Source organism: Nocardia seriolae NBRC 15557, from assembly GCF_007990715.1.
Taxonomy (GTDB): Bacteria; Actinomycetota; Actinomycetes; order Mycobacteriales; family Mycobacteriaceae; genus Nocardia; species Nocardia seriolae.
Genome location: NZ_BJWY01000108.1, coordinates 1 through 21,405 on the forward strand (window position 1 = coordinate 1; position 21,405 = coordinate 21,405).

Genomic DNA, 21,405 nt, shown 5'->3' on the forward strand with positions numbered 1-21,405 from the left:
GTACTAGGTGGCGAGCAGGTAGATCACCGGGCCTTTTCCTCCTCGTGCCGACGAGCGGCGTCGTCGATCGCTCCCCAATGCCGTGCTCGCTCGAAGTGCTGGGCGATGCGGGCGGCACGCTCCTGCTTCTCAGCGTAGAACCGCAGGGCCAGGTTCACCGCGTCCTTTTTCGTTTTCGCTTTCGATAGAAGCATCGCGCGCTGTAGAGCGTCGTCGTCGAGGTCGATCTGCGTGACTGTCATGGCAAGCCTCCGCTCATGTTGGTGATGTACAAAAGATTGTCCATCACCAACATGGACCGTCCAGGGAGTCTGTGGTGAGGCCGCGCGTGGAAAAATTGAAAAGCCGATACTTCAATATGTCCCTGCGCTTCGCAGGTGTCTCATGCGGCCGCGGCGGGTGGGCCCATGAGGGTGGACTTGCGACCCCAGATGAACCAGGCAACCGGTCCCAGGAACGGGAACGCCAGAATCAGCAGCGCCCAGACCGCCTTGCCGCCCGTGGCGTAGGTGCGCGAGCGCAGCACGCTCACCAGGGCTCCGATGAACAGTGCGACCGCGGCGAGCAGGACGGCGATCACGCCGATGCCGAGCAGGAGCGATGCCACGGATTCGCCGGTGCCGGTGCTGGTATCGGTCGATGCGAGCAGTGTTGTGATCATGTAGCCGACGGTAGTGATGGCGCTGCTGTGACCACATCAGCAATTCGCTCATCATTCGCCGTGTCTGGTAGATCCCCGGATGTAGGCCGAAAGGACTACCGCTGAAACGGGCACAGCCATCCGCCCGGGACCTCAGGCGATTCGCACGCCTCGGGGTAGTCGGCGCGCGGGGACGCTCAGGCGGCGTGCGGCGACGGTGAAACCGAGCGCGCCGAGGGCGACGGTGGTGAGAAGTCCCGGGTACCAGCTGTTTCCGAGTTGGGAATCGCCGTGTGCTCGTTCGCGTGCGTAGTAGTCGGTGCTGTCCGAACCGATCGCGCCGAACCCTGCTGAGGATTCGTCGCAGGTCGGGCCGACGATGTACGGTCCGGATCGTGCCTCGGACAGTTGGCGGGCCAGTTCGGTCGCGATGGTGGGGGAGGCCGTTCGGCCGCTGCCGTAGCGGGGTTCGCGGGGCGCGGGGTCGTGCGGGGCGACCAGGTCGGGGATGATCAGGAACGGGTTGGGGGCCAGCAGCCACCAGATGCGCTCGGAGTGGTTGAGCGACCACACGATCGGCGTGTCCGTGCACACCTTCGGGTCCCGCCAGTCGAGGGTGTCGGCGGGATGGCCGTAGCTGGGAATCGTGACGGTGTGGTCCCGGGCTGTCGTCGGCAGCCGCAGGGCGAACAATGCGGGCAGGCCCAGGATGAGGAAGAAGACGGTGGCCTGGGTCGAGACCGCGGAGCCCGCGGGGCGGGCCGTCACCGCTGAGAAGCCCAGGCCCACAGCGCAATAGCAGCCGAAGATGATCCACAGCACCATGATGCCGAGCAGGCCCCAGCCGAAGCCGTAGGGAGCGGCGGCGGCGCCCCAGATGAGGTACGGGCTCGCGATCAGGATCAGGGCTGTGCACGCGGCCCAGTTGCCCAGTAGTTTTCCGAGTGCCAGTTGCCATTTCGAGATCGGTGTCGCCTGCACGAGGGCGAGGGTCGCGTCCTTTCGATCGCCGTTGATGGCCGTCGCGGTGAGGGTGGGGGCGAGGATGACGCCCAAGAACAGTTCCAGGCCCACCACGATGGTGTAGAGGTTGGGCGCCCAGTCCCGGTAGGTGGCCTCCGAGAGCGCCGTGGCGGAGTAGAGCGATCCGAACACTCCCAGTGAGAGCACGAGGAACACCGCGGCCAGCGTGGCTTTCCAGCGCGTGGTGCGAACTCGCTGGCGCAGTTCCATTCCGGCGAGCACGCCGACGGTCGCGCACCAGGAACGGACTCGGGCGCCGAGGGCGGTGCCCGCACTGATCGGGGCTGTCATCGTCACGTCCTGTCCGCGTCGAGGGCGATATAGGACTCCTCGAGTTCCGCTGTCACCCTGGAGAATTCGGCGATCCTGGCGCCTGCGGCGATGAGCTCGGCCAGATGATCGGCGGCGTGCTGCTCGTCGGGGAATGTCAGTGTCGGCGCGGTATTCATCGGCTGGCCCACCTCGCGTATCCGCCATCGCGGGCCGTGGCTCGCGGCGGGCGGGTGTGTGCGTCCCGCGGTCATGGCGATCACGTCGTCGACCATCTCCGACAGCTCGGTGAGGATGTGCGACGACACCATGATCGCGCATCCGTCGTCGGCCAGGGCGCGCAATTGATCGCGAAGATCGATCCGTGAGCGCGGATCCATGCCGGACGCGGGCTCGTCGAGCAGCAGCACGCGCGGACGGTGCACCAGTGCCCGTGCGAATCCGAGGCGTTGCTTCTGACCGCGCGAAAGTTCTTGCGCCGGACGGCGGGAGAACTCCGTCAGGTGCACCAGTTCGAGCAGTTCGGCGGCCCGGTGGCGCGCCCGCGCCGTCGACTCACCGTAGAGGCGGCCGAAGGCGGTGAGGATTTCTGTCGCGGTGAGGCTGTCCCAGGTGCCGAAGGTGTCCGGCATCCATCCGATCTCGCGCCGCAGCTCGGCATCGCCCGGGGTTTCGCCGTCGATCCGGATCGATCCGGCGTCCGCGGCGAGCAGTCCGGCGAGCATGAGCAGCAACGTCGTCTTGCCTGCGCCGTTCGGCCCGATGAGACCGGTGATACGGCCTCCGGTCAAGGTGACGTCTGCGTGCGCGACCGCGACGTGCTTACCGAAGCCTCGTACGAGCCCCTGCGCCGTCAGTTCCATGAGCAAACGATAGATATAGTTGCTAGATGATTGCTATGGCGATCGGTGTTGCCGGAATCACTGGCCGCATGTCGATCGCGGGCGCTGATCCAACCGTCGGCCAGTCGTCACCCTGGATTTCGAGGTGCAGTGCCGCGTGATCAGCGGTGTGATGAGTCTCATGCGCTCGGGCCGAGTGAATTTGCCAAAAGTATGCTGCCTGGATGGTAGGGCCATCTCCGCCACACCGGACTGCCTCTCACGACTCTGTCCCTTCCCGCGTCGACGTAGAGAGTTCGCCTCGTCGCCGCAGGGCCTGGAGCGTGTTTGCCTGGATGGTGACGGTTGGATTGGCGCTCCTTGCGGCGCGCTTCGTGGTGTTCGGTTTCTTCTCTTCGGATGAGTCCGCGCCAACCGCGGGCCCCGATTATTGGCACGACCGGATCGGGCGCGGCTGGATGCACGAGTACCGCGATCTGTTGCGAGTCGGCTGACGGCCTTTCATGCAGGCGAGCGATGCGCGGCGGAGCGGGTCGGAGCCGAACGCCGCGCTGATCAGCTCGGCGACGGTCCGGACGCCTTGGGCCTCGACCTAGAAATCGGTGCGCGACCGGTGAGCGCCAAACCGCGGCAATTCCTGTGTGGGACAGTCAAATTCGAGGTGTACCTGTGTCGGAAAGGCGTCGAGGCTGCCGTAGCGGGACGGGATGTCGGTCGGCAGGCGTAGGACGCAGCCGGAGGTGCGACTCGCCGCCGCCGGTGTCTCCACCGGGTCCGAGGGACGCGGGGTCATCGGCGGGCGGGGCAGGATTGCTTGTCGGGTACCGCGCCCGCCGATGGGGGACTGCCGAGTACAGCGTCTGGTCCCGGTTGCAGGCCGGGGCCGTGGAGGCCGCCAAGGGCGGGCGACCAACGCGGATCAGATTATGTGGCGGTGCGCCCGAATCCGGGTGTGGTGCGCGGCCACGCTTCTGTGGAATTCGGCCAACCGCGCGGCCCTCGCGCGCGGATCGACACGCCCGAATCCCACGCCATGTAGCTGAAAACTTGCCTAATCGGGTAGGAGTCGCATTTCGGTGCGCGATCATTCCCGGCATGCTCGACGACTCCTGGTGTGTCCGTTCGACACACAGCGCCGCAGTGCTTGTCGACTTCGCCGTTAGCCGTTCGATGACCACAGCCGGGGCGCTGGCCGGGACCGGGCTCGGCGAGGCGGATCTCGAGGACCCGGACCTCGAGATCGATATCGGCCAGGAATTCCGGATCATCGAGAATATCCTCGCCATCACCGGTGACGAGCCGGGAATCGGCCTGCTGGCCGGCTTTTCGCTGCATCTGCCGATGCTGGGCAGCCTGGGTATCGCGCTGGGCGCCTGCGCCACCGTGCGTGAGATGGTCGAGCTGTGGGTGCGCTACGCCGAACTGTCCTTCGCCTACTGCCGATTCGGCCTCGTCGATGCGGGCGAGCGGGTACTGGTGACCCTCGACGCCGCCACCGTTCCGCCGCACTTGCACCGTTTCGCCCTCGAACGCGACCTCGCCGCCCTGCGCACCGTGCAGCGCGAACTGCTGAACTGGGACGTCCTGGCGCACAGACTCGAGCTGAGGCTGCACTACGCTTCGGTCTACGAGGCGGTCGGCGTGCTGCTCGGCCTCACCGCCATCGATTTCGACCGTCCGGTCAGCACGCTGCACCTCGACGCCGCCGACCTGCGACGACCGATGCCACAGGCGAATTCGATCCTGTGTCGGCAGTACGAGCAACGCTGCGCGGAACTCCTCGCCCGCCGCCGTGGCCGCGCGGGCCTGGCCGGGCAGGTCCGCGCCCTGCTCATGCGCAACGGCCGCGCCATCGACCAGGCGGCCATCGCCGCCGACCTGCACATGAGCGTCCGCACGCTGCGCCGCCGCCTCGCCGAGCAGGGCACCAGTTTCCGCGAACTGGCCTCCGAGACAACGGGTCTGCTGGCCGAGGAGCTGCTGGCGACCGGCCTCACCGTCGATACGGTGGCCGCCCGCCTCGGCTACACCAGCGTCTCCGCGTTCGCGTCCGCCTTCCGCGACTGGAAGGGCCAAACACCGGGCCGATACTCGCAACACAAACGGCGTCGGACCTGACCCGTGCCGGTGGGACGTCCGTGTGCTCGAGGACGATGCAGCCCACGGCCGACATGGCTTCGACGAGCGCTGCGGTCTCCTTCGGAGGGCGGACATCGACCAGGTGATCCCCGCCTTACGCGCTGTGCTCGGGGGAGCTACCCGGGAGGTGTCGCGTCCAGTCGACGCGGGCGAGCAGGACGACGGCGGCGAGCAGCCCGAGCTGAATCGCTATGCCCCACGGGGAGGTCAGGGTGTCGGTGAGGGTGGCGCCCAGGCTTCGCTCGGCCACATCGGTGGCGCCGATGTAGAGGGAGTAGCTGACCAGCCTGCCCGCCACGTGCGCGGCGGTGATCGGGAGCAGGCGAACGCCCATCAGTCCGGCCGCCTCGAACAGCTGGGCCGACGGTAGGGGCGAGATCAGGAAGATGGCGAGTCCGGTGAACGAGCGGCCGCGATGGCCGGTGAGGTAGTCCTTGGCCGCTCGCAGGCTGGCTTTGCGGCGAGTGCTGAGCCGGTCCCGGACGCGGCCGGTCGCGGCGGCGAGGAGATAACGTCCGGTGCCCGAGGTGAGAGCGCCGGTCACGACCAGCACGACGGGGTCGAGATGCCAGTTCAGCCGGAACAACACCAGCACCGCCACGGTCGGAGGGCCGAACGCCGGCATCAGATTGACGGCGAACACCACGGCCACGACGGCCAGATACTGCAGCATGCGCACACACCTGGCGATGCGCCGGTGCCTCAGGGCTTCTCGGTGCGAGGAACAGTGGTGTACTGCAACAGTCCGACCACCGCGCCGCCCGGATCGGAGAACAGGGCGAAGGACATGGTGTCGTCGATCGGGGTCGGTTTGATGATGACGGTGCCCCCGAGCTGCTGGATCTCGGCGAGTTTCGCGTCCAGGTCCGGCACCCGGATGTAGACGGTGACGTAGGAGGGAATACCCTTGCCGGTCTGCATGATTCCGCCGGGCAATCCCTCGTCGACCTCCTCGACGAGAGTGTAATCAGGTCCGGCCGGCGTCATGGTCCAGTCGAACGCCGCACTGTAGAACCGGCGCAGGGCCTCCGCGTCGGGTCCGCTGATCTCCCAGTGCACCACGGGATAGGTCATTGGCGTCTTCCTCTCGTCCGATGCTCGCGGTCTGCTCGACGGTCCCACCCGTGGCCGCCCGCCGGTGAGGGCCGATCGCCACCGGCCACGATGACCAAGGCACTTCGCGGCCCGGCCACGATGGCGGCCCGGCGACTGCAGCGGTCGGTGGAATACGCGCGACGCGAATGACTTTCGCCACTATCCGGCGGCGTGCGCGGGCGTTGGAATCGAGGGAGGAGGTAATCGCCATGACTCAGGATCCGGTACTGGTGGCATACGGCTCGAAGCGCGGCGGCACCGCGGAGATGGCCGAGTGGATCGGCGACGCACTGCGCGCCGCGAATCTGACGGTCGAGGTGCGCCCCGCCCGGGAGGTTCGCTCGCTGTCCGGATTCGGTCCGGTGATTCTCGGCGGCGCACTGTACAGCGGACGTTGGCATCGCCATGCGCGGGCCTTCGCGCGGCGCTTCGGCAGACAGCTCCGGGAACGCCCGGTGTGGCTGTTCGGCAGCGGCCCCCTCGACGATTCGGCGGATCGCCTGGAACCGGGCAAGCTCTTCGGCACCGGCGGCCTCCGCAAGACCGCCACCCGGCTCGCGGCCCGGGACTGCGCCGTATTCGGTGGCAGACTCGAGCGTGACGCCCGTGGTTTCCCCGCCTCGGCGATGGCGAAGAAGTCGGCCGGCGACTACCGCAATCCCGATCGAATCAAGTTGTGGGCAAAGGACATCGCGGCCCAGATCAACCACGATCCGAGGTGACCCCACCCGGCCGCGATCCGCGTCCACCGAGCCGTATGCCGCGTGGCTGATCGATTCAGTACGTCGTCACCGTCACCGCACCGGTGGTGGCGTTCCAGTCGATCCGGCCGTGCTGGAAGTCGCTGCGGCGGCCGCCCTCGACGGTGTACTCGTCGCTGATCGGCAGGCCCAGCGTGCTTCCGGTGCCGCCGAATTGGAGATAGCGGGTCAAGATCGCGCCGTGCACTTCGTGCGCCGCCGTGGTGGCGGACCAGTAGATATTGCCGCCCTGGAACTGCGAAGCCCGCCCGCCGGTCACGCCGGTCTCGTCGGACAGTGGATATCCCAGGACGCCGCGCTCCCAGCCGAGCACGGACCACTTGTCGCGGATCGCGCCGTAGACCGTGTGCGGTCCGCTCGCCGGGCTCCAGTAGATCGAGCCGCCTTGGAAGTGATTGAACTGCCCGGAGCCGTCGGGCGCGGTGCTCTCGTCGGTCACGGGAAAACCGAGGAACGAGGCCAGCGAACCGAGCTCGGCGTGTTTCCCGCCGATCGCGCCGTGCACCTCGAACGCGCCGATATCGTTGCGCCAGTAGATCCGTCCGGTGGTGAACCATTGCACCGCGCTGGCGCCGGCCGTCACCGCCATCTCTTCCGTACGTGGTACCCCGAGCGCGGATCGCGGCGCGCCGAGCGCGGCGTACTTGGCGCCGATCGCGCCTCTCGTGACCGACCGTGCGGGGTCGGTGAAGCCGTAGCCCATATCCCGCAGGGTCGAGATGATGGACGGCAGCGCCGCGGTGTCGGTGGATTCGTCACTGAGATGCATGACGATCGTCGCTCCCGGCACCGTGTACTGGCGTATGCGCGTGAGGATGGTGTCCAGGCTCGCGCCCGCGTACCCGGTGGTGTCGAAGGTCCAGTCGTAGTTGAGGTAGTAGCCGCGCCCGGCGAGATCGGCGTTGACGTCGGCGTCCTGGTACCCGTCCCGGTACGGTGCTCGAAACCAGCCGACCGCGGTATAGCCGAGACGGTTGTAGGCCGCCTCCGCGCGATCCAGTTGTGCCCAGCGCTCGGCCTGGGAAAGACCGGTGAAGTACGGGTGGTCGTAGCTGTGGTTGATCAACTTGTGCCCGGCCGAGATCAGGGTGCGGGTCTGTGCCGGATACTTCTCGACATAGCGTCCGGTGAGCGAGAATCCCGCGACGATCCCATTGTCCCGCAGGATGCGTACCACTTCCTCGGGTTTGCCGGGACTCCACCAGTCCGCATCGAAGGTGAGCGTGACGTTCTTGGCCGCCGTGTCGTAGGCGCGCGTGAACACCGCCGCCCGCGTGGGCGGAGCGTCGGCCGCCGTCGCCACGAGCGCGCCGAACGCCATCGCCGCGGCCGCCGCCAGCGCCACGAACCTGCCGATACGCCTCATAGTAGGCACCTCGATTCTGTTGTCCGGGAACAGTTCTCACGATCCGCACCGAGCGAGCCGGACGTGAGGGCAGTAAGCCCCGAACCGGGAAAGACCCGTCGCATCTGCCAGGCCGACCCGGCCGCGGGCGGGCCAACCGTGCTCAGGGCAGCACGAGACAGGCGGATCCGGTGTTGATCCCGGTCCCTACCAGAACGTCCGCCGCCGCATAGCCATTGGGGTACTGCTCGACGTACAGGTGGTGCCACCCGGGCTGGGTCGGAGTCCAGCTCACCGTTGCCTGCCCGGTCAGGGTGTGGATATCGAAGCGCGGCTTGATCGTGGCGCCCGGAGAGAAGATGGCCGTGCTCGTGGTGTCACGGAAGGCGACGTCGTGGTAGTCGCTGACATCGGCGGTCAGCGTGTAGGTGCAATTCGTGCCGAACCGGCTCGTGACACCGACACTCCATCCGGGTGCACTCGCGGTGAGGCTCAGGTCCGTCACGGTGCCGGTCGCATGCCCCGGCGCTGCGGTGATACCACCGATCGCCGACAGCGCCGCGGCGATCACCCCGACAGCGGTGAAGGCGCCACGACCGCGAGGCCGCGAAAATCCCCGAGCCACAGTATCGGTGAATTCAGGCATCGTAAAATCCCTTCTCTCCCGGTTCATTCAACGATCGGTCATGCGAAAGCCGCAGGGGCAGAGGAGAAAGTCCCGAACGTGATGGTGACGTACTGGAAGTCGCCGACGCGGCCCGGGACCGATTACTCGGGCCCGAGGATCGAGGGGTGGCCGCGATGTCGGGTCGTCACGTCGGCCGCGATCAGCGCGATACCCTGCACGGTGATCAGGACGCTGATCACCGCTGCCAATGTTCCGGCCGCGGCCGCGGTGCCGCCGACGATGTTGTACACGCCGTGCCACACGATCACCAGCAGCACGCTGCCACCGGATCGGTTGTACAGCCACGTGAGTACCACCGCGCCGGCGGTGAGGCCCAGGAACATGCCGACATACGAGGCCGGGCCGAAGTCCCGGTAGGTGGCGATGACGAAGAACTGCGGCAGATGCCACAGGAACCACAGCGGCGCCAGGATCAGCGTCGCGGCCAGGGGACCGAAGCGGCGTTGCAGACGGGGGAGTGCGAAGCCCCGCCAGCCGGTCTCCTCGCCCAGCGCGCCTACGAACGTGATGAGCACCGCCACACCGATCAGCCCGATCGCGGGCGTTCCGCTGAATCGCGCGAAGTCATCGACTGCCGGCAGTCGATGACCGGCGGCCCACGTCGCGGCCAGGCCGATCGCCAGAAACCCGATCGGGCTCAGCGCGACCAGCCACCAGCGCAGCGGAACCCGCCATCGCGTCATGCGCGCCACCAGATCGCGCACTCCCGCCCGTCCGCCGGTCCACGCGGTGACGGCGAAGGCGGCGACGGCTGGTCCGAGCAAGGCCGGGTAATGCGTCGGCCACGCCTGCCCCTGCCGGATGATCCGGTGGGTCACCGCCAGCGGAATCGCCCACGACCAACTCAACGCGTAAGCCAGGACGAAGAACGCGATCAACTCGCTGTTCGCCCCGCGCAGCCATCCCGGCTTCCATCGGTGCCCGACTCCAATGGTCACGTCCCCACCTCCAGGGCCGCCGGGCCGCGTATTCGGAACCTTCGCCCGGCGCCGCATGAACGGGACTGCCCGAGTTCAGTTCGCGTGGGGATGCTCGGCATGCGGCTTCGGGCGGTGCGGCATCGAGGACAGGTGCGCGCCGTCGACTTCATCGCGAGTTCGTAGGTCTTCGGCGCTGAGCACGTAGGCGTCGGGCCCGGGATAGATCAGCGCCCGGTGCCCGGTGTCGGTCCAGTGCACGAGGTAGGGCGGTTCCCCGCCGTCTCCGTGCACTTCCTCGATGTACCCCCGCCGGGGTGTACCCCCGATGGTGGGATTCTCGACGATCCGCCAGTCTCCTGGGTTGGCAAACATGATCCGATCCTCCTGTCGCCGTTCGACGATCGAATTCATCTTCACCGTGGCCTCCGATCCGCCAGTAGAGGCGGAGGTCCCGCGATTCGCGGCCGCTGGTCGCAGATCATCGACGGTCGCTTTCGATGATCTGTTGCAGCCGTGTCGTGTGCAGATCGGCCGTTTCGGGTCGGCCGTGATAGTGCGCGGGTGCGTTCTGGAACAGGACGATCTGCCATGTGCCGTCCCGTCTTTCGGTCAGCAGCGTGTGGACGGTGTTCCACGCGGGGTGGACCTGTGTCTCACCCGCCGGGACGATGCCCGCGAGCGCTTGCAGCAAGACCGCGCCCGATCCGACGGGCCGGGCCTGGAACACGTGGCCGACGCAGTGCGCGGCAGGATGCTCGAGGAAGACCAGGCGCATGTGTTCGACCAGATCGGCACCGGGGACCTGATATCCGTCGATCGCGACCAGCATCGCGTCGTCGGCGAATCCGCTGGCGAAATCGTCTGCGCTGTGGCGGTTCCACGCATCCAGCAGCTCGGCATAGAGGTTCCGGGTCGCGGACTCGCCGGTATCGGAGGGCTCGGATGGCCATCTCCTGATCAGCTTCCACGGGAGTCGAACCATTGCACGCTCCCTCGGCTCTCAGGGTGTCCGCCCGAGCGGTGGACGGTGATGCCTTTGTATCCTGCGCGCCAGGCGTGGCGGAAGACTTTGCGTATTTGAAACGGCATCCGGTGTCTCGTTCGGAGGAACCGGTATCGATCTATTTGGTGGGCAGGGCGTTTTGCAACCCGCCCACGTCGGTGATCTTCCACCCGGAGTTGCGGTCGATCGTCATGGAATAGGTGACGGTGCTCTGGGTGCCGTCCGGGGTCTGGGCGCTGGTCGAGGTGACGTCGAGGTAGGCGTTGACCTTGTAGATGCCGCCCGCCTCGGAGGTCACCGCGGCCGAGAGGGCGGTGGCCTTGGAGGTCCATTGCAGCGGCAGCAGGATCTGTTCGAGTTGTGGTGCGGTGGCGTCGAATTTGGCCGAGAGCTGGGGAGTGGTGCTCGCCTGCAAGCGGCCGAGCCAGCCCTTCACATCGTGGTAGTCGATGGTGGAGGCGCCGAGTGCGTAGTCGGTCGCGCCCTGTTCGGCGTGCCGGTTGTCGGCGGCGGACGCATCGCGGTCCGAGAGCGTGGAGGAGGCCGAGGCGTAGAGCACGCCGAAGGTGACCGACAGCGCCAGCAGGGCGGCGATCGCGGCGGCGACCAGGACGGTCGAGAGCCGAATCGATACGGTGCGTGGGTCTTTCGCGGCGGGCTCGGTGGTGGTGGTCATGTCTGTCCTTTCGCCGGGGCGGCGGGGGTGATGGCTATTTGAGTCCGACTCGCAGGTGCACGGCGCCGTCCTCGCCGACGCCGCGCAGCGCTTGGCCGATGAGCGCGCTGATATCGAGGGCAGGGGTGCGCTGCACGGCGTCGCGCACCACCGGTTCCAGGGCCGGTCCCAGCGGGGCCAGGCCGGGACCGATCCGGTCTATCAGCGCATCCAGCGACTTCAGGAACGGAACCAGGCCGTCGCCGGTGAAATTCGAGTCCACCGGCCGGCTTTCGGCCAGCGCGGCGCCATTGGCGACGATGTCGTTGAGGGTGATGCCGAACTGGCCGAGTTCGGGTCCCGCGCCGGCGAGGGAGGGGCCGAGCCAGTCCATATCGCCGCCCATCGCCTGCAGGTCGGCGAACAGCTGCCGGATGGCGGCGGTGCGGCTGAGCAGGGTGGCGGCCAGCAGGTCGGTGGAGCGCTGCAGCACCGCCACGGCGGCATCGGTCCCGGCCAGGGCGCGGTCGAAGGTGCCGACCAGGTGGCCGATGGATTCGGGATGCAATTGGTTCAGCAGATCCACCACCCGCGCCGCGAGATCGGTCACGGTGGTCGGTGCGTGCACCTTCTCGGCCGAAATGACCTGGCCGTCAGCCAGATACGGCCCGGCCGCCGCTTGCGGCGCGAACTCCAGATACGGCTCGCCGAGCGCCGAGAGCTGCTCGATGCGCACGTCGCTGGCGACCGGGACGCGGTAGCGGTCGTCGATGCGCAGCCGCACCCGCACCCCGCGCGCCTGCTTGCCGACCGACTCGATGCGCCCGATCTGGATGCCGGTCAGCAGGATCGGCGAATTCACCCCGAGCCCACCCGAATTGTCCAGGCGCAGTTCGGTGGTGAAGTAACCGCGCCGGGGATCCAGGTGCAGGACGCCGATGGACATGTAGGCGATGCCCAGCAGCAGCACCGCCGCGATGGCCGAGAACGACAGCAGCGTACGCGTGTTCATCGCACCGCTCCGATCATGCGCAGGGTGTCGACGATGCGGTCGGTGCGGTCGGCCGCCGACAGACCCGCGACGTTCACCCCGACCAGGTTCACCTTGGGTCCGCGTTCGGCGAACGGAATCAGTCTGTTCTGAATGAGATCGGTCAGCAGCTTCAGATTCGACGGCGAATCGCTGTCGAGCGGATGGCTGCCGAACAGCATCGGCACCACCGCCCGCGCCGCGCCGTCGAGCGAACCGACCAGCGGGCCGAGCCAGGCGGCGGCCGGGCCCAGCGGCCCGAGCGCGGTGAGCACGAAGATGACGCCGATCTCGGCATTGATGGCGTCGGTGGTGTGCTGGACGCCGTAGGGGGTGAGCAGGCCGTCGAGCATGGGCTCGTTCTTGATCAGCCCGTCGTTCACGGTGGCCTGCAGTCCGTCCAGCAGGGCGTCGACCGAGGCGAGATGGTCGCCCAGATCGGTGAAGTCCGACCCCAGCACCCCGGCGATGCGCGCGGTGTCGGCCGGATCGCGCGGCATCACCCCGTTCATCTTTCGCACGATGTCCTGGAAGTCCGCGACCGCGCCACTGCCGATGAACGTCGACAGCCCGGCCAGCACGTCCTCGATCGAGGGCGAGCGGGCGGTGTCGGCCAGCGGGATGGTCGCACCCGGTCGCAGTTGCCCCGTACCGGAATTCGCGGGCTCGGACAGCGCGATGTGGACATCGCCGAGCGGGGTGTCCTGGCGCAGTTCGGCGGTGGTGCCCAGCGGCAGCCGCACCGAGGTCCGCACCGCGATATCGGCGATGGCGTAACCCGCCCGCGCGGGCCGGTCACCGGTGGCGGGCAGCGCGTCGACCAGGGTGACGTGGGTGAGCTGACCGACCCGCACCCCGTCGGCGATCACCTTGGCCCCCTGCGGCAGATTGAGCACATTGGCGAACTCGATGCGCAGGGCGTAGGTGGGCCCGGAGACGCCCGATCCCGGGACGGGGATGTCGCCGGGCTGCACATCGCAGCCGCTGACCGCGAAAAGCACGGTGAGACAGGTGATTACGTGCACTCGGGCACGGCGCCAAGTGGTCATCGCGCGCTCACCGCCGCCAGCAGCGCGGGCATCGCGGGCATCGCGGGCACGGTGACCACGCCGCCGTTCACCTGACAGCCCGTCCCGGTCAGCGCCTGCACCGCCGCGCACAGCCGGTCCGAATCCGTCTGCGCGAGTGCGAGTTTCGGTGGCGCGTAGCCGAGGGTGAACTGCCCGGTGTCGGGGTCGAGCGCGGTGGTGAAACCGGTCGCCACGGCCGGGGCCATCCCGATCACCTGGGTCAGCGAACCCACCCCCGCGGCGAGCAGCCGCGCGAGATTGTCGACATCGAGCTTCTTCAGCGCGGGCGCGGCCAGCATCATGATCGCGTCATTGGCCTGCGGCAGCACATTGGTCAGCGTCGCCACCAGCTCGATGATGGGTGGGAAGGCCAGGTTGACGATATCGGTGAACGCCTGTGGCAGGCCGGTCGCCACGTCCTGCATGTGCGGCCAGCCGCTGCGGGCGCGGTGGGCCAGTTCGGTGAGCGCGTCCAGCAGCCGCCCGAGGTGGCCGATGGCGGCGTCGGGCGCGGTCAGCGCACGCGACAGCTGCTGGATGAGCGCGTTGATCTCCTCGCCGGTGCCGCTGGTCGCGGCGTCGAGCGAGTCCAGGCCATTGGCCAGCGCGGTGCGCCGATCGGCGTCCCCGCCCCCGTTCAGCCCGTCGACCAGACCGGTGAGCGCGGCGAAGGTCTGCGAAAGGCTCTTGGGCGTGAGGGTTTTGGTGATGCAGGTGGCCGGATGCCAGGCGGGTCCGGTCGGTTCGGCCCCGATCAGGGTGAGGGTGCGGTCGGAGACGAGGGTGTCGCTCACCGTCACCGCGCCCACATCGGGCGGCAGCTTGCGGTCGGCGCGGACGGTGAATCGCACCAGGGCCGTGGGGCCGTGGGCGCTGATCTCGGTGACCCGGCCGACCGGTATCCCGAGAATGGCGACCGCGCTGCCCTGGTACAACCCGATGGTGTCGGGCATTTCGGCGCAGTAGCTGCGCGTCGGCACCTCGGGTTTGCTCAGGCGCAGGCCGATCCCGGCCGCCAGCACCACGGTCAGCACCACCGTGATCGACATGAACCCGCGAGAGCCCAGTACTCGCTTGACCATCAGCAGCCTCCTCCGGGCACGGGCACGCACACCGAGGTCACCGGCACGGTCGCGGCCGAGTGGTCCACGCTGACGCCGCCGCCCGCGGGCAGCAGCGGTTGCAGCTTCTGTTCCAGGCCGCGCAGCGAATCCAGCAGCGTGCCCAGCCGATCGCCGAGCTCGCTCAATACCGGGATGGCATCGGCCAGCGGTTGCGCGCGATCCTTCAGGCCCGCGTCCCAGGCCCGGCCCAGCGGGGTGAAGTCGGTGGCCACCGCCGCGAGATCGCGCAGCGCCTGCGACACCACCACCTTGTTGTTGCGGATGAGTTCCTCGAGGGTGCCGAAGGTGTTCAGCAACCGGGCCAGCACATCGGAATTCGCGTCCAGCGCCGAGAGATACTCGTCGGCCATGGACATGGTGCGCGAGATGTCGGCGTTCTGCTTGTCGAGAATGCCGACCAGATCACCGGCCGCGCGCAGCGCCGCGTGCACCGAATCCGGGTTGCCGCTGATCGATTGGGACACCGCGGCCATATCCTGGCGCAGCACACTGCCGTCGATCTTGGCGACCGGCTCGACGGCGTCCTGGAAGGCCCGGGTGAGGCTGTAGGGCAGCACCACCCGCTCCTGCGGAATCACGGTGTCGACCAGCGGTTTCGCGCCCGTGGGCGAGAGCGCCAGGTAGTACCCGCCGACGACGGTCAGCATGCGCACGTCCAGGGTGCTCTGATCGCCGACGAAGGTGTCGGCGTCGACACTGAACTCCATGCGGACCCGATCGGCCAGCAGGGTCAGCGATTTCACCTTGCCCACCGGGATCCCGGCGACCCGCACATCATCGCCGGTGCGGATGGTGCCCGCCTGGGCCAGGTCGGCGCGGTAGGTGTGCTCGGTGGTGGTCCCGGTGACGTACACCGCGCCGATGGCGATGACCAGCAATGCGACGATGACCAATCCGCCTATTCCCCAGCGGATGTCGTCGCGTGGTTCCCGGCGGTCGGTGCGCCGCCGCCACGATTTCAGTTCTGGCACAGCGTGATCCTCTGTCCGGCGATGAGCAGTCGCAGCGGTTCGGGCGCGGTGGCCGGGCCGTGCGAGCAGGTGAGCGGGGCGTCGGGGCCGCCCGGTACCGCGGCGGTCATGGCCTGGATCAGGCCGGGCAGGTGGTCGAAGACGGCCACCGCCTGCTGCGGGTTCGGGAACGCCTGCTTCAGGACGGTGTCCAGGTCGCGGTCGCGGGCCCCGGTGACGCCGAGTACCGTGAGCAGATCGCGAAGTGGTTGCAGCACCGGCGGAATGGTGGCGGAGAAGGAGATCAGACCGGGCAGCTTGTCACTGATGGTGACGAACAGATCGGTCATATTGGTGAGCAGTTTGATGGCATTACCCGACTTGCCGCCCATGTGCTCGGAGATCTGGGACAGGTTCGCGACCAGCGTGGACAGCACCGCCTGCCGATCGGTGGCATATCGGCTGAGCTTCTCGATGCCGCCCAGCGCCGGACCCAGGCCGGTGCCGTCACCCTGGATGAGGGCCAGCACCGAGGTCGCGAACTGGTTGAGATCATCGGGCGCCATCTGCGCCAGCACCGGTTGCAGCCCCTTGAACAGGGTGGTGATGTCGAAGGCGGGCACGGTTTCCGCGACGGTGAAGGTGTCCTCAGGGGCGCGGCGGCCGGTGGGCTGCGCGGGCTGTTCCAGATCCAGATACCGGAATCCGGTGAGGTTCTGGAAGCGCACCGCGATCTTGGTATTGGCGAAGACCGGATGGTCGCGGCTGACGGTGAACCGGACCCGGGCCAGGCTGCCGGACAGTCCCACGGCCTCGACCTTGCCGACCTGGACCCCGTACAGCCGCACATCGTCACCGGTGCGCACGCCATTGGCGTCGGTGAAAAGCGCTGTATAGGTGTCGGTTTCACCGCTGACCGGGCGCTCCACCACCCGGAACACGCCGATCAGCACCAGCGTCATGAGCACCACGGCGGTGCCGACGCGCAGCAGCAGGGCAGGGGTTCTCATCGTGGTCCCCCTCCCGTGGCCAGGCCCAGCTGAGCCGAAAGCGGTTGCGCCAGTGCGGGAACCAACTCGACCGTGGCATCGAGCACCGGCCCGTCCGGGGTGTCGTGGAAGGCCTCGCCCAGGCGGGTGAGCAGTTCGGTGAGCTGCTGCGCCGAGCGCTCGGGTGTGCTCACCGAGGCGCTGAGCCGGTCCAGGATCACACTGCCCATGGGCATCAGCCCCTGGAAATACCGCTGCGAGGTGCCGAGCATGCCGGTGGCCACCGGCAGCAGCTCACCGCGCACTCGGTCGAACATCTCGCCGTAGCGTCGCACCTGCTCGTCGGTCTTCAAGTGTTCATTGGCGTAGGACGCCCACAGCACCGCCATACCGCCGGTCAGCATGGGCGGCAGCCCCGTCAGCGCGGACCCGTACCGGTCGAACAGCAGCGACGGCGGCAGCTGCTGGGTTTCGGCGAAGGACCGCGCGGTCGCGCCGATGGCCTGCAACAGCGGCACGAAACCGTCCCGATCGTGGGCGAACCGGCGCAGCAGCTCGACCAGTTCCGGGGTGAGGACCCGATCGGTGAGGGTGCCGGTCGACTGGAGCAGGGCGGCCAGGGTGGCGTCGCGGACCCGGCCGGAGTCGCCGGTGAGGTCCACGGTGGCTCCATCGACCAGCGCCGAACCTCCGGTGCCCGACCGCAATTCGACCGAGCTGATGCCGAACAGGTTGCCGGGCGCGTAATCCAGCCCCAGCGCGTCGGTGAGGCCGAACAGCTGAGAGCCGTTGAGGTCCATCGTGATCCGCGCACGTCCGACGCCGCGGGCGTCGATATCGGTGACCGTGCCGACGCGCACGCCGTCCAGGCGCACATCGGTGCCGGGCGCGACGCCCGCCCCGACCTTGCCCACCAGCAGGGCGACATGCAGGTCATCGGGGGCGGTGGTCTCGGGCCAGGCCCGCCAGCCGATCACGGTCAACAGGGACAGCACCAGTGCGCAGGCGCCGAGCACGCGCGCGCGGCGCGGGCCCACTTCGGTTCCGGGCAGGGCATAATCGGGCACGTCATCACCCCGTGAACGAGATCGGCGAGCGGAAGCCCCACAGCACGATGGTGGCCAGCATGTCCAGGGCGATGATCGCGACCAGGCTGGCGCGAATCGCCCGGCCCGAGCCGATGCCCACGCCCTCGGGACCGCCGGTGGCGAAAAACCCCTGATAGCAATGGATCAGGACCACGGCCACCGCGAACAGCATCACCTTGATGGTCGCGGCCACCACATCCCAGCCGACCACGAACTGATCGAAATAGTGGTCGTAGGTGCCCGAGGGGGTGCCGTGCACGGTGGTCACGATCAGCTCGCAGGAGGCGTAGCTCAGGATCAGCGCCACCACGAAAGCCGGTGCCACCGCGATGATTCCGGCGATCACCCGGGTGGTCACCACGAACGGCACCGAGCGGATCCCCAGCGATTCCAGGGCGTCGATCTCCTCGGAGATGCGCATGGACCCGATCTCGGCGGTCATCCGGCACCCGGCCTGCGCCGCGAAACCGATCCCGGCCGCGATCGGGGCCAGCTCGCGGGTCACGCCGAACGCCGAGATCAAACCGCTGAGCTGGCCCAGCGACAGCAGATTCAGCGCGCTGAACGCCTCGATGCCGATGGAGGCGCCCATGGCCGCGCCCATCAGCAGCATGAGCGGCACCACGCCGCCGCCGATGATCACCGAACCGCGACCCCAGGTCATATCGGTGATCACCGCGGCGGTCTGGCGGCGGTAGTGCGCCAGCGTGTAGGGCACCGAGGACAGCACCTGCCACGCGAAACCTATGACGAATCCCAGGGATTCGATCGGACCCAGTGGTTGCAGCCGGCGGGTCCAGCCCAGCCCGGGCGGGGTGTGCGGGGTCGCCATCATGCCATCCGAACCGGGATGAACATGGTGACCACCTGCGTGATCGCGGTGTTCAGCACCGTGACCGCCGCCACCGACATCACCACCGCGGCATTCACGCCGTCGGCCACCCCGCGCGGACCGCCCTTGGCCTCGAGACCGCGCTGACAGGCGATGACCACCACCAGGAAGCCGAAGATCAGCGATTTGATCAGCGACACCCAGATGTCGATGGGCGCGGTGAACGACCCGAACGACTGCCAGTACGAACCCGGCGTCGCCCCGAGCGCGGTCACCGCCACCGCGAAACCGGAGGCGATGCCGATGAAGATGATCAGCACATTGAGCAGCGGGGCCACCAGCATCATGGCCGCGATGCGCGGAACCACCAGGCGCTGAACGGGATCCACGCCCATCACCCGCATGGCGTCGACCTCCTCACGGATGGTGCGCGCACCCAGATCCTCGGCGATCGCGGCCGCCCCGGCCCCGCCGAGCAGCATGGCGGTGGCCAGCGGCGCACCCTGTTTGATGACGCCGAGCCCACCGGCCGCGCCGATCATCGAATCCGCGCCCAGCTGCGAAACGATATTGCCGACCTGCGCGGACACGATCACGCCGAACGGAATCGCCATCAGCACACTGGGAAGCGCGGTGACTCGAATGAGAAACCAAGCCTGATTGAGTGTTTCGTGAAACGGGAACCGCATCCGCAACAGATCCGTGCCGCCGACCCGCATCGCATCGGCCTCGATGCCCAGCGAGCGTCCCAGCGTCCCCAGGCTCGACAGCACCGTCTCGCCGAAATTTCGTCGTAGTACCTGCGCGCCGGACAATTCCGCGGCTTCGGACCGATCTTGATTCGCTGTCGTCGACATCGAACCTCCTTGCGGCTCTTCGTCACTCCCCTGGACGACCATCCGCAGGCTCCGGCTGCCCCAACAGCCGTGCGAACCTCGCGCCGATCTTGCGCGCAGACGCTACCTCGAGTGGAACATGTTCTAGATGTGTTTTCGAGAATCCGCCGACACCACCCCCGGCATTCGGGAGCGGGCCTCAGACGGCGCCGGTGGCGGGGTCGAAGGTGAGTACGTCGCTGATGACCTCACCGAAGCGGGTCGGATCGGCGAGCAGCCAGCAGTGTCTGCCCTCGACGGTGATCGTCCGGATCTCCTCGTGCGCGGTGCGCAGCGTGTGGGTCGCGGCGGCGGGGATCACGTTGTCGTCGTTGCTCCAGACGACCGTGATCGGCAGTCCGCGGCGGCCGAGTTCGGCGAGTTCGCCGGTGAGGTTGGCGGTTCTGACGAGTTTGGCCGCGCGCCAGAAGGCGCGCGGGTGGGTGAGGGCGGCGGGCACGCCGTCGCGCAGGACCACCGGCAGCACCCGGGTCAGTTCGGGCACCGGGAGCACGTCGGCCTGCAGGTGCAGGCCCCAATCCCACAGTGGCCGTTGCGTCATCGCGACCAGGGTGCCGCGGCCGTTCACCCAGGCCGAGCCGCCGACCGAATTGACCAATACCAGCCGACCCACCAGATCCGGCCGGTCGTAGGCCGTCATGATGGCGACGCCGCCACCGAACGAGTGGCCGATGAGGGTCACCGGTTCGTCGATGCCCACCGCCCGGATGAACGCGGCCACCCATGCCGCGTAACCGCTGATGCTGGACCGGCGCCGGGGCAGTTCGCCGGTGCCGCCGAAGCCGGGCATCGTCGGCGCGTAGACCCGCAGCCCGCGCCGCGCCAGCTCGTCCAGCGCGGGCCGGTAGGTGCGATTCGCCAGCCCGAATCCGTGCAGCAGCACGACGCTGGGACCCGCGCCACCCACCAGGTAGCGGCTGCGAATGCCGTCGACCACGACGGTGCGCCACCGCGCCCGACCGTCGTGAGCACGTTCGCCGGGGGTCTGCTGTGGAGGCTCCATCCTTCGACTGTGCCCCGCGCGGGCGCGTCGACCGAGAGGCCAATGCCGTGTGTCGGGGGCGCAATGGCATATGACGGCAAGGACTTTCGGCCTTCGATCCGGCAGCGACGGTCGGTTGGTGATCGAGGTTTCCGGTCAGAGGATAATCGGAATCCACCGGCACCGGGAAACGCCGGTGGCCCGATCACCCGTCCGAGAGATGACGCGATATGGCGACCAGGATCGGAACCTCGGGATGGCAGTACCCCGATTGGCGCGGTGTGCTGTACCCCGAGGGCGTCGCGCAACGCCGCTGGCTCGAGCTCTACGCCCGCTCGTTCGCCACGGTGGAGTTGAACGCCGCATTCTATCGGCCGTTACCGCGCAGCGTCTTCGAGGGCTGGCGGGATCGGCTCCCGGCGAACTTCGTCATGGCGGTGAAGGCGAGCCGCACGCTCACCCACTATCGGCGGTTGCGCGATCCCCGGGATCCGGTCGAGCGCATGATCGACGCGGCCCGCGGACTCGGAGATCGGCTGGGCCCCATCCTGCTGCAGCTGCCGCCCACCCTGGCCGCCGCACCGGAGCTGCTGGCCGCCGCGCTCACCCTCATTCCCGCCGACGTGCGGGTGGCGGTCGAGCCACGCCACGAGTCCTGGTGGACCGATCCGGTCCGGTCGGTGCTCGCCGACCACAATGCGGCTCTGTGCTGGGCCGACCGGCTCGGCACGCCGGTCACGCCGCTGTGGCGTACCGCCGACTGGGCCTATGTCCGTTTCCATGAAGGGGCGGGGGAGTCGCCACCGCGTTACTCGGAAAGCGTGCTCGCCGAATGGGTTCGGCGCATCGACCGCATCTGGGAACCCGACCGCGACGTCTACGTCTACTTCAACAACGATTCCGGGGGCGCGGCGGTGCGCGATGCGATTCGATTCGCCGAACTGGCCCGGGCCGCGGCGAGACCGGTCGTGGGCGGTTCCGAGCGGCTTCCATTTCCGCTGTGAATTTCCACGGCAGCCGGTTTCCGGCGTAAGCCGTATCGACGTTTCCGGGTGTGCCTGCC

The 21,405-nt window shown here is 68.1% G+C and carries 25 protein-coding genes; 4 read left to right on the top strand and 21 right to left on the bottom strand.

What is annotated here, in order from left to right; genetic code table 11:
• Nucleotides 1-23: 23 nt before the first annotated feature.
• The 4 genes from NS2_RS26870 to NS2_RS26885 form a co-directional block, all read right to left on the bottom strand.
• Entirely contained in the window at nt 24-242 is a 219-nt protein-coding gene (locus tag NS2_RS26870; protein WP_033090172.1) for a type II toxin-antitoxin system VapB family antitoxin, read from the bottom strand.
• A gap of 140 nt (nt 243-382) precedes the next feature.
• Complete coding sequence (locus NS2_RS26875; RefSeq protein ID WP_033090171.1) at nt 383-661, bottom strand: PLDc N-terminal domain-containing protein; 279 nt, start codon at nt 659-661, stop codon at nt 383-385.
• 132 nt (nt 662-793) lie between these two features.
• On the bottom strand, nt 794-1,954 hold the full coding sequence (locus NS2_RS26880; RefSeq protein ID WP_033090170.1) for an ABC transporter permease: 1,161 nt from the start codon (nt 1,952-1,954) through the stop codon (nt 794-796).
• A 2-nt stretch (nt 1,955-1,956) separates the two neighbouring features.
• The gene (locus tag NS2_RS26885; RefSeq protein ID WP_033090169.1) at nt 1,957-2,796 is read right to left on the bottom strand and encodes an ABC transporter ATP-binding protein; all 840 of its coding nucleotides are present in this window, start codon (nt 2,794-2,796) and stop codon (nt 1,957-1,959) included.
• A 302-nt stretch (nt 2,797-3,098) separates the two neighbouring features.
• Here NS2_RS26885 and NS2_RS36315 point away from each other — a divergent pair, with 302 nt between their 5' ends.
• The gene (locus NS2_RS36315; protein WP_155239401.1) at nt 3,099-3,269 is read left to right on the top strand and encodes a hypothetical protein; all 171 of its coding nucleotides are present in this window, start codon (nt 3,099-3,101) and stop codon (nt 3,267-3,269) included.
• A gap of 676 nt (nt 3,270-3,945) precedes the next feature.
• Nucleotides 3,946-4,893 (top strand): AraC family transcriptional regulator, encoded by a 948-nt coding sequence (locus NS2_RS26890; RefSeq protein ID WP_052486759.1) that lies wholly within the window; start codon nt 3,946-3,948, stop codon nt 4,891-4,893.
• Between the two features lie 115 nt (nt 4,894-5,008).
• On the opposite strand, the gene NS2_RS26895 is transcribed toward NS2_RS26890, so the two are convergent.
• A complete protein-coding gene (locus tag NS2_RS26895) occupies nt 5,009-5,587 on the bottom strand; it encodes a hypothetical protein (RefSeq protein ID WP_071343996.1) in 579 nt (192 codons plus the stop codon).
• 29 nt (nt 5,588-5,616) lie between these two features.
• On the bottom strand, nt 5,617-5,988 hold the full coding sequence (locus NS2_RS26900; protein WP_033090167.1) for a VOC family protein: 372 nt from the start codon (nt 5,986-5,988) through the stop codon (nt 5,617-5,619).
• 230 nt (nt 5,989-6,218) lie between these two features.
• On the opposite strand from NS2_RS26900, the gene NS2_RS26905 reads away from it, so the two are divergent.
• Nucleotides 6,219-6,731 (top strand): flavodoxin domain-containing protein, encoded by a 513-nt coding sequence (locus tag NS2_RS26905; protein WP_033090166.1) that lies wholly within the window; start codon nt 6,219-6,221, stop codon nt 6,729-6,731.
• A gap of 55 nt (nt 6,732-6,786) precedes the next feature.
• Here NS2_RS26905 and NS2_RS26910 read toward each other — a convergent pair whose 3' ends face one another.
• From NS2_RS26910 to NS2_RS26980, 15 genes are all read right to left on the bottom strand, one after another.
• Complete coding sequence (locus NS2_RS26910) at nt 6,787-8,136, bottom strand: polysaccharide deacetylase family protein (RefSeq protein ID WP_081986219.1); 1,350 nt, start codon at nt 8,134-8,136, stop codon at nt 6,787-6,789.
• A gap of 142 nt (nt 8,137-8,278) precedes the next feature.
• Nucleotides 8,279-8,686 (bottom strand): hypothetical protein, encoded by a 408-nt coding sequence (locus tag NS2_RS26915; protein ID WP_033090165.1) that lies wholly within the window; start codon nt 8,684-8,686, stop codon nt 8,279-8,281.
• 197 nt (nt 8,687-8,883) lie between these two features.
• On the bottom strand, nt 8,884-9,741 hold the full coding sequence (locus NS2_RS26920) for a type II CAAX endopeptidase family protein (protein WP_052086870.1): 858 nt from the start codon (nt 9,739-9,741) through the stop codon (nt 8,884-8,886).
• 75 nt (nt 9,742-9,816) lie between these two features.
• Complete coding sequence (locus NS2_RS26925; protein WP_045439080.1) at nt 9,817-10,095, bottom strand: DUF1918 domain-containing protein; 279 nt, start codon at nt 10,093-10,095, stop codon at nt 9,817-9,819.
• Between the two features lie 106 nt (nt 10,096-10,201).
• Nucleotides 10,202-10,705: an SgcJ/EcaC family oxidoreductase gene (locus NS2_RS26930; RefSeq protein ID WP_052086868.1), complete on the bottom strand. Its 504-nt coding sequence runs from the start codon at nt 10,703-10,705 to the stop codon at nt 10,202-10,204.
• A gap of 139 nt (nt 10,706-10,844) precedes the next feature.
• Complete coding sequence (locus NS2_RS26935) at nt 10,845-11,402, bottom strand: hypothetical protein (RefSeq protein ID WP_045439071.1); 558 nt, start codon at nt 11,400-11,402, stop codon at nt 10,845-10,847.
• A gap of 34 nt (nt 11,403-11,436) precedes the next feature.
• Nucleotides 11,437-12,393 carry an MlaD family protein gene (locus NS2_RS26940; RefSeq protein ID WP_033090164.1) on the bottom strand — a complete coding sequence of 319 codons (957 nt, stop codon included), beginning with the start codon at nt 12,391-12,393 and terminating at the stop codon, nt 11,437-11,439.
• Nucleotides 12,390-13,460 (bottom strand): MlaD family protein, encoded by a 1,071-nt coding sequence (locus NS2_RS26945; protein ID WP_045439069.1) that lies wholly within the window; start codon nt 13,458-13,460, stop codon nt 12,390-12,392. Before NS2_RS26945 ends, NS2_RS26940 begins: the two co-directional genes overlap by 4 nt.
• Nucleotides 13,457-14,563 carry an MlaD family protein gene (locus tag NS2_RS26950; protein WP_147207322.1) on the bottom strand — a complete coding sequence of 369 codons (1,107 nt, stop codon included), beginning with the start codon at nt 14,561-14,563 and terminating at the stop codon, nt 13,457-13,459. The genes NS2_RS26945 and NS2_RS26950 overlap by 4 nt, the downstream gene beginning before the upstream one ends.
• Nucleotides 14,563-15,576 carry an MlaD family protein gene (locus NS2_RS26955; protein ID WP_045439067.1) on the bottom strand — a complete coding sequence of 338 codons (1,014 nt, stop codon included), beginning with the start codon at nt 15,574-15,576 and terminating at the stop codon, nt 14,563-14,565. Before NS2_RS26955 ends, NS2_RS26950 begins: the two co-directional genes overlap by 1 nt.
• Nucleotides 15,564-16,565 (bottom strand): MlaD family protein, encoded by a 1,002-nt coding sequence (locus tag NS2_RS26960; protein ID WP_033090161.1) that lies wholly within the window; start codon nt 16,563-16,565, stop codon nt 15,564-15,566. Before NS2_RS26960 ends, NS2_RS26955 begins: the two co-directional genes overlap by 13 nt.
• Entirely contained in the window at nt 16,562-17,611 is a 1,050-nt protein-coding gene (locus tag NS2_RS26965) for an MlaD family protein (RefSeq protein ID WP_147207323.1), read from the bottom strand. Before NS2_RS26965 ends, NS2_RS26960 begins: the two co-directional genes overlap by 4 nt.
• 4 nt (nt 17,612-17,615) lie before the next feature.
• Nucleotides 17,616-18,467, bottom strand: a complete 852-nt coding sequence (locus NS2_RS26970) for an ABC transporter permease (protein ID WP_033090160.1) — start codon at nt 18,465-18,467, stop codon at nt 17,616-17,618.
• On the bottom strand, nt 18,464-19,321 hold the full coding sequence (locus NS2_RS26975) for an MlaE family ABC transporter permease (protein WP_147207324.1): 858 nt from the start codon (nt 19,319-19,321) through the stop codon (nt 18,464-18,466). The genes NS2_RS26970 and NS2_RS26975 overlap by 4 nt, the downstream gene beginning before the upstream one ends.
• Nucleotides 19,322-19,499: 178 nt before the next feature.
• A complete protein-coding gene (locus NS2_RS26980) occupies nt 19,500-20,363 on the bottom strand; it encodes an alpha/beta fold hydrolase (protein WP_052086866.1) in 864 nt (287 codons plus the stop codon).
• A 209-nt stretch (nt 20,364-20,572) separates the two neighbouring features.
• Here NS2_RS26980 and NS2_RS26985 point away from each other — a divergent pair, with 209 nt between their 5' ends.
• On the top strand, nt 20,573-21,346 hold the full coding sequence (locus NS2_RS26985) for a DUF72 domain-containing protein (RefSeq protein ID WP_071344000.1): 774 nt from the start codon (nt 20,573-20,575) through the stop codon (nt 21,344-21,346).
• The last annotated feature ends 59 nt before the right edge of the window (nt 21,347-21,405 follow it).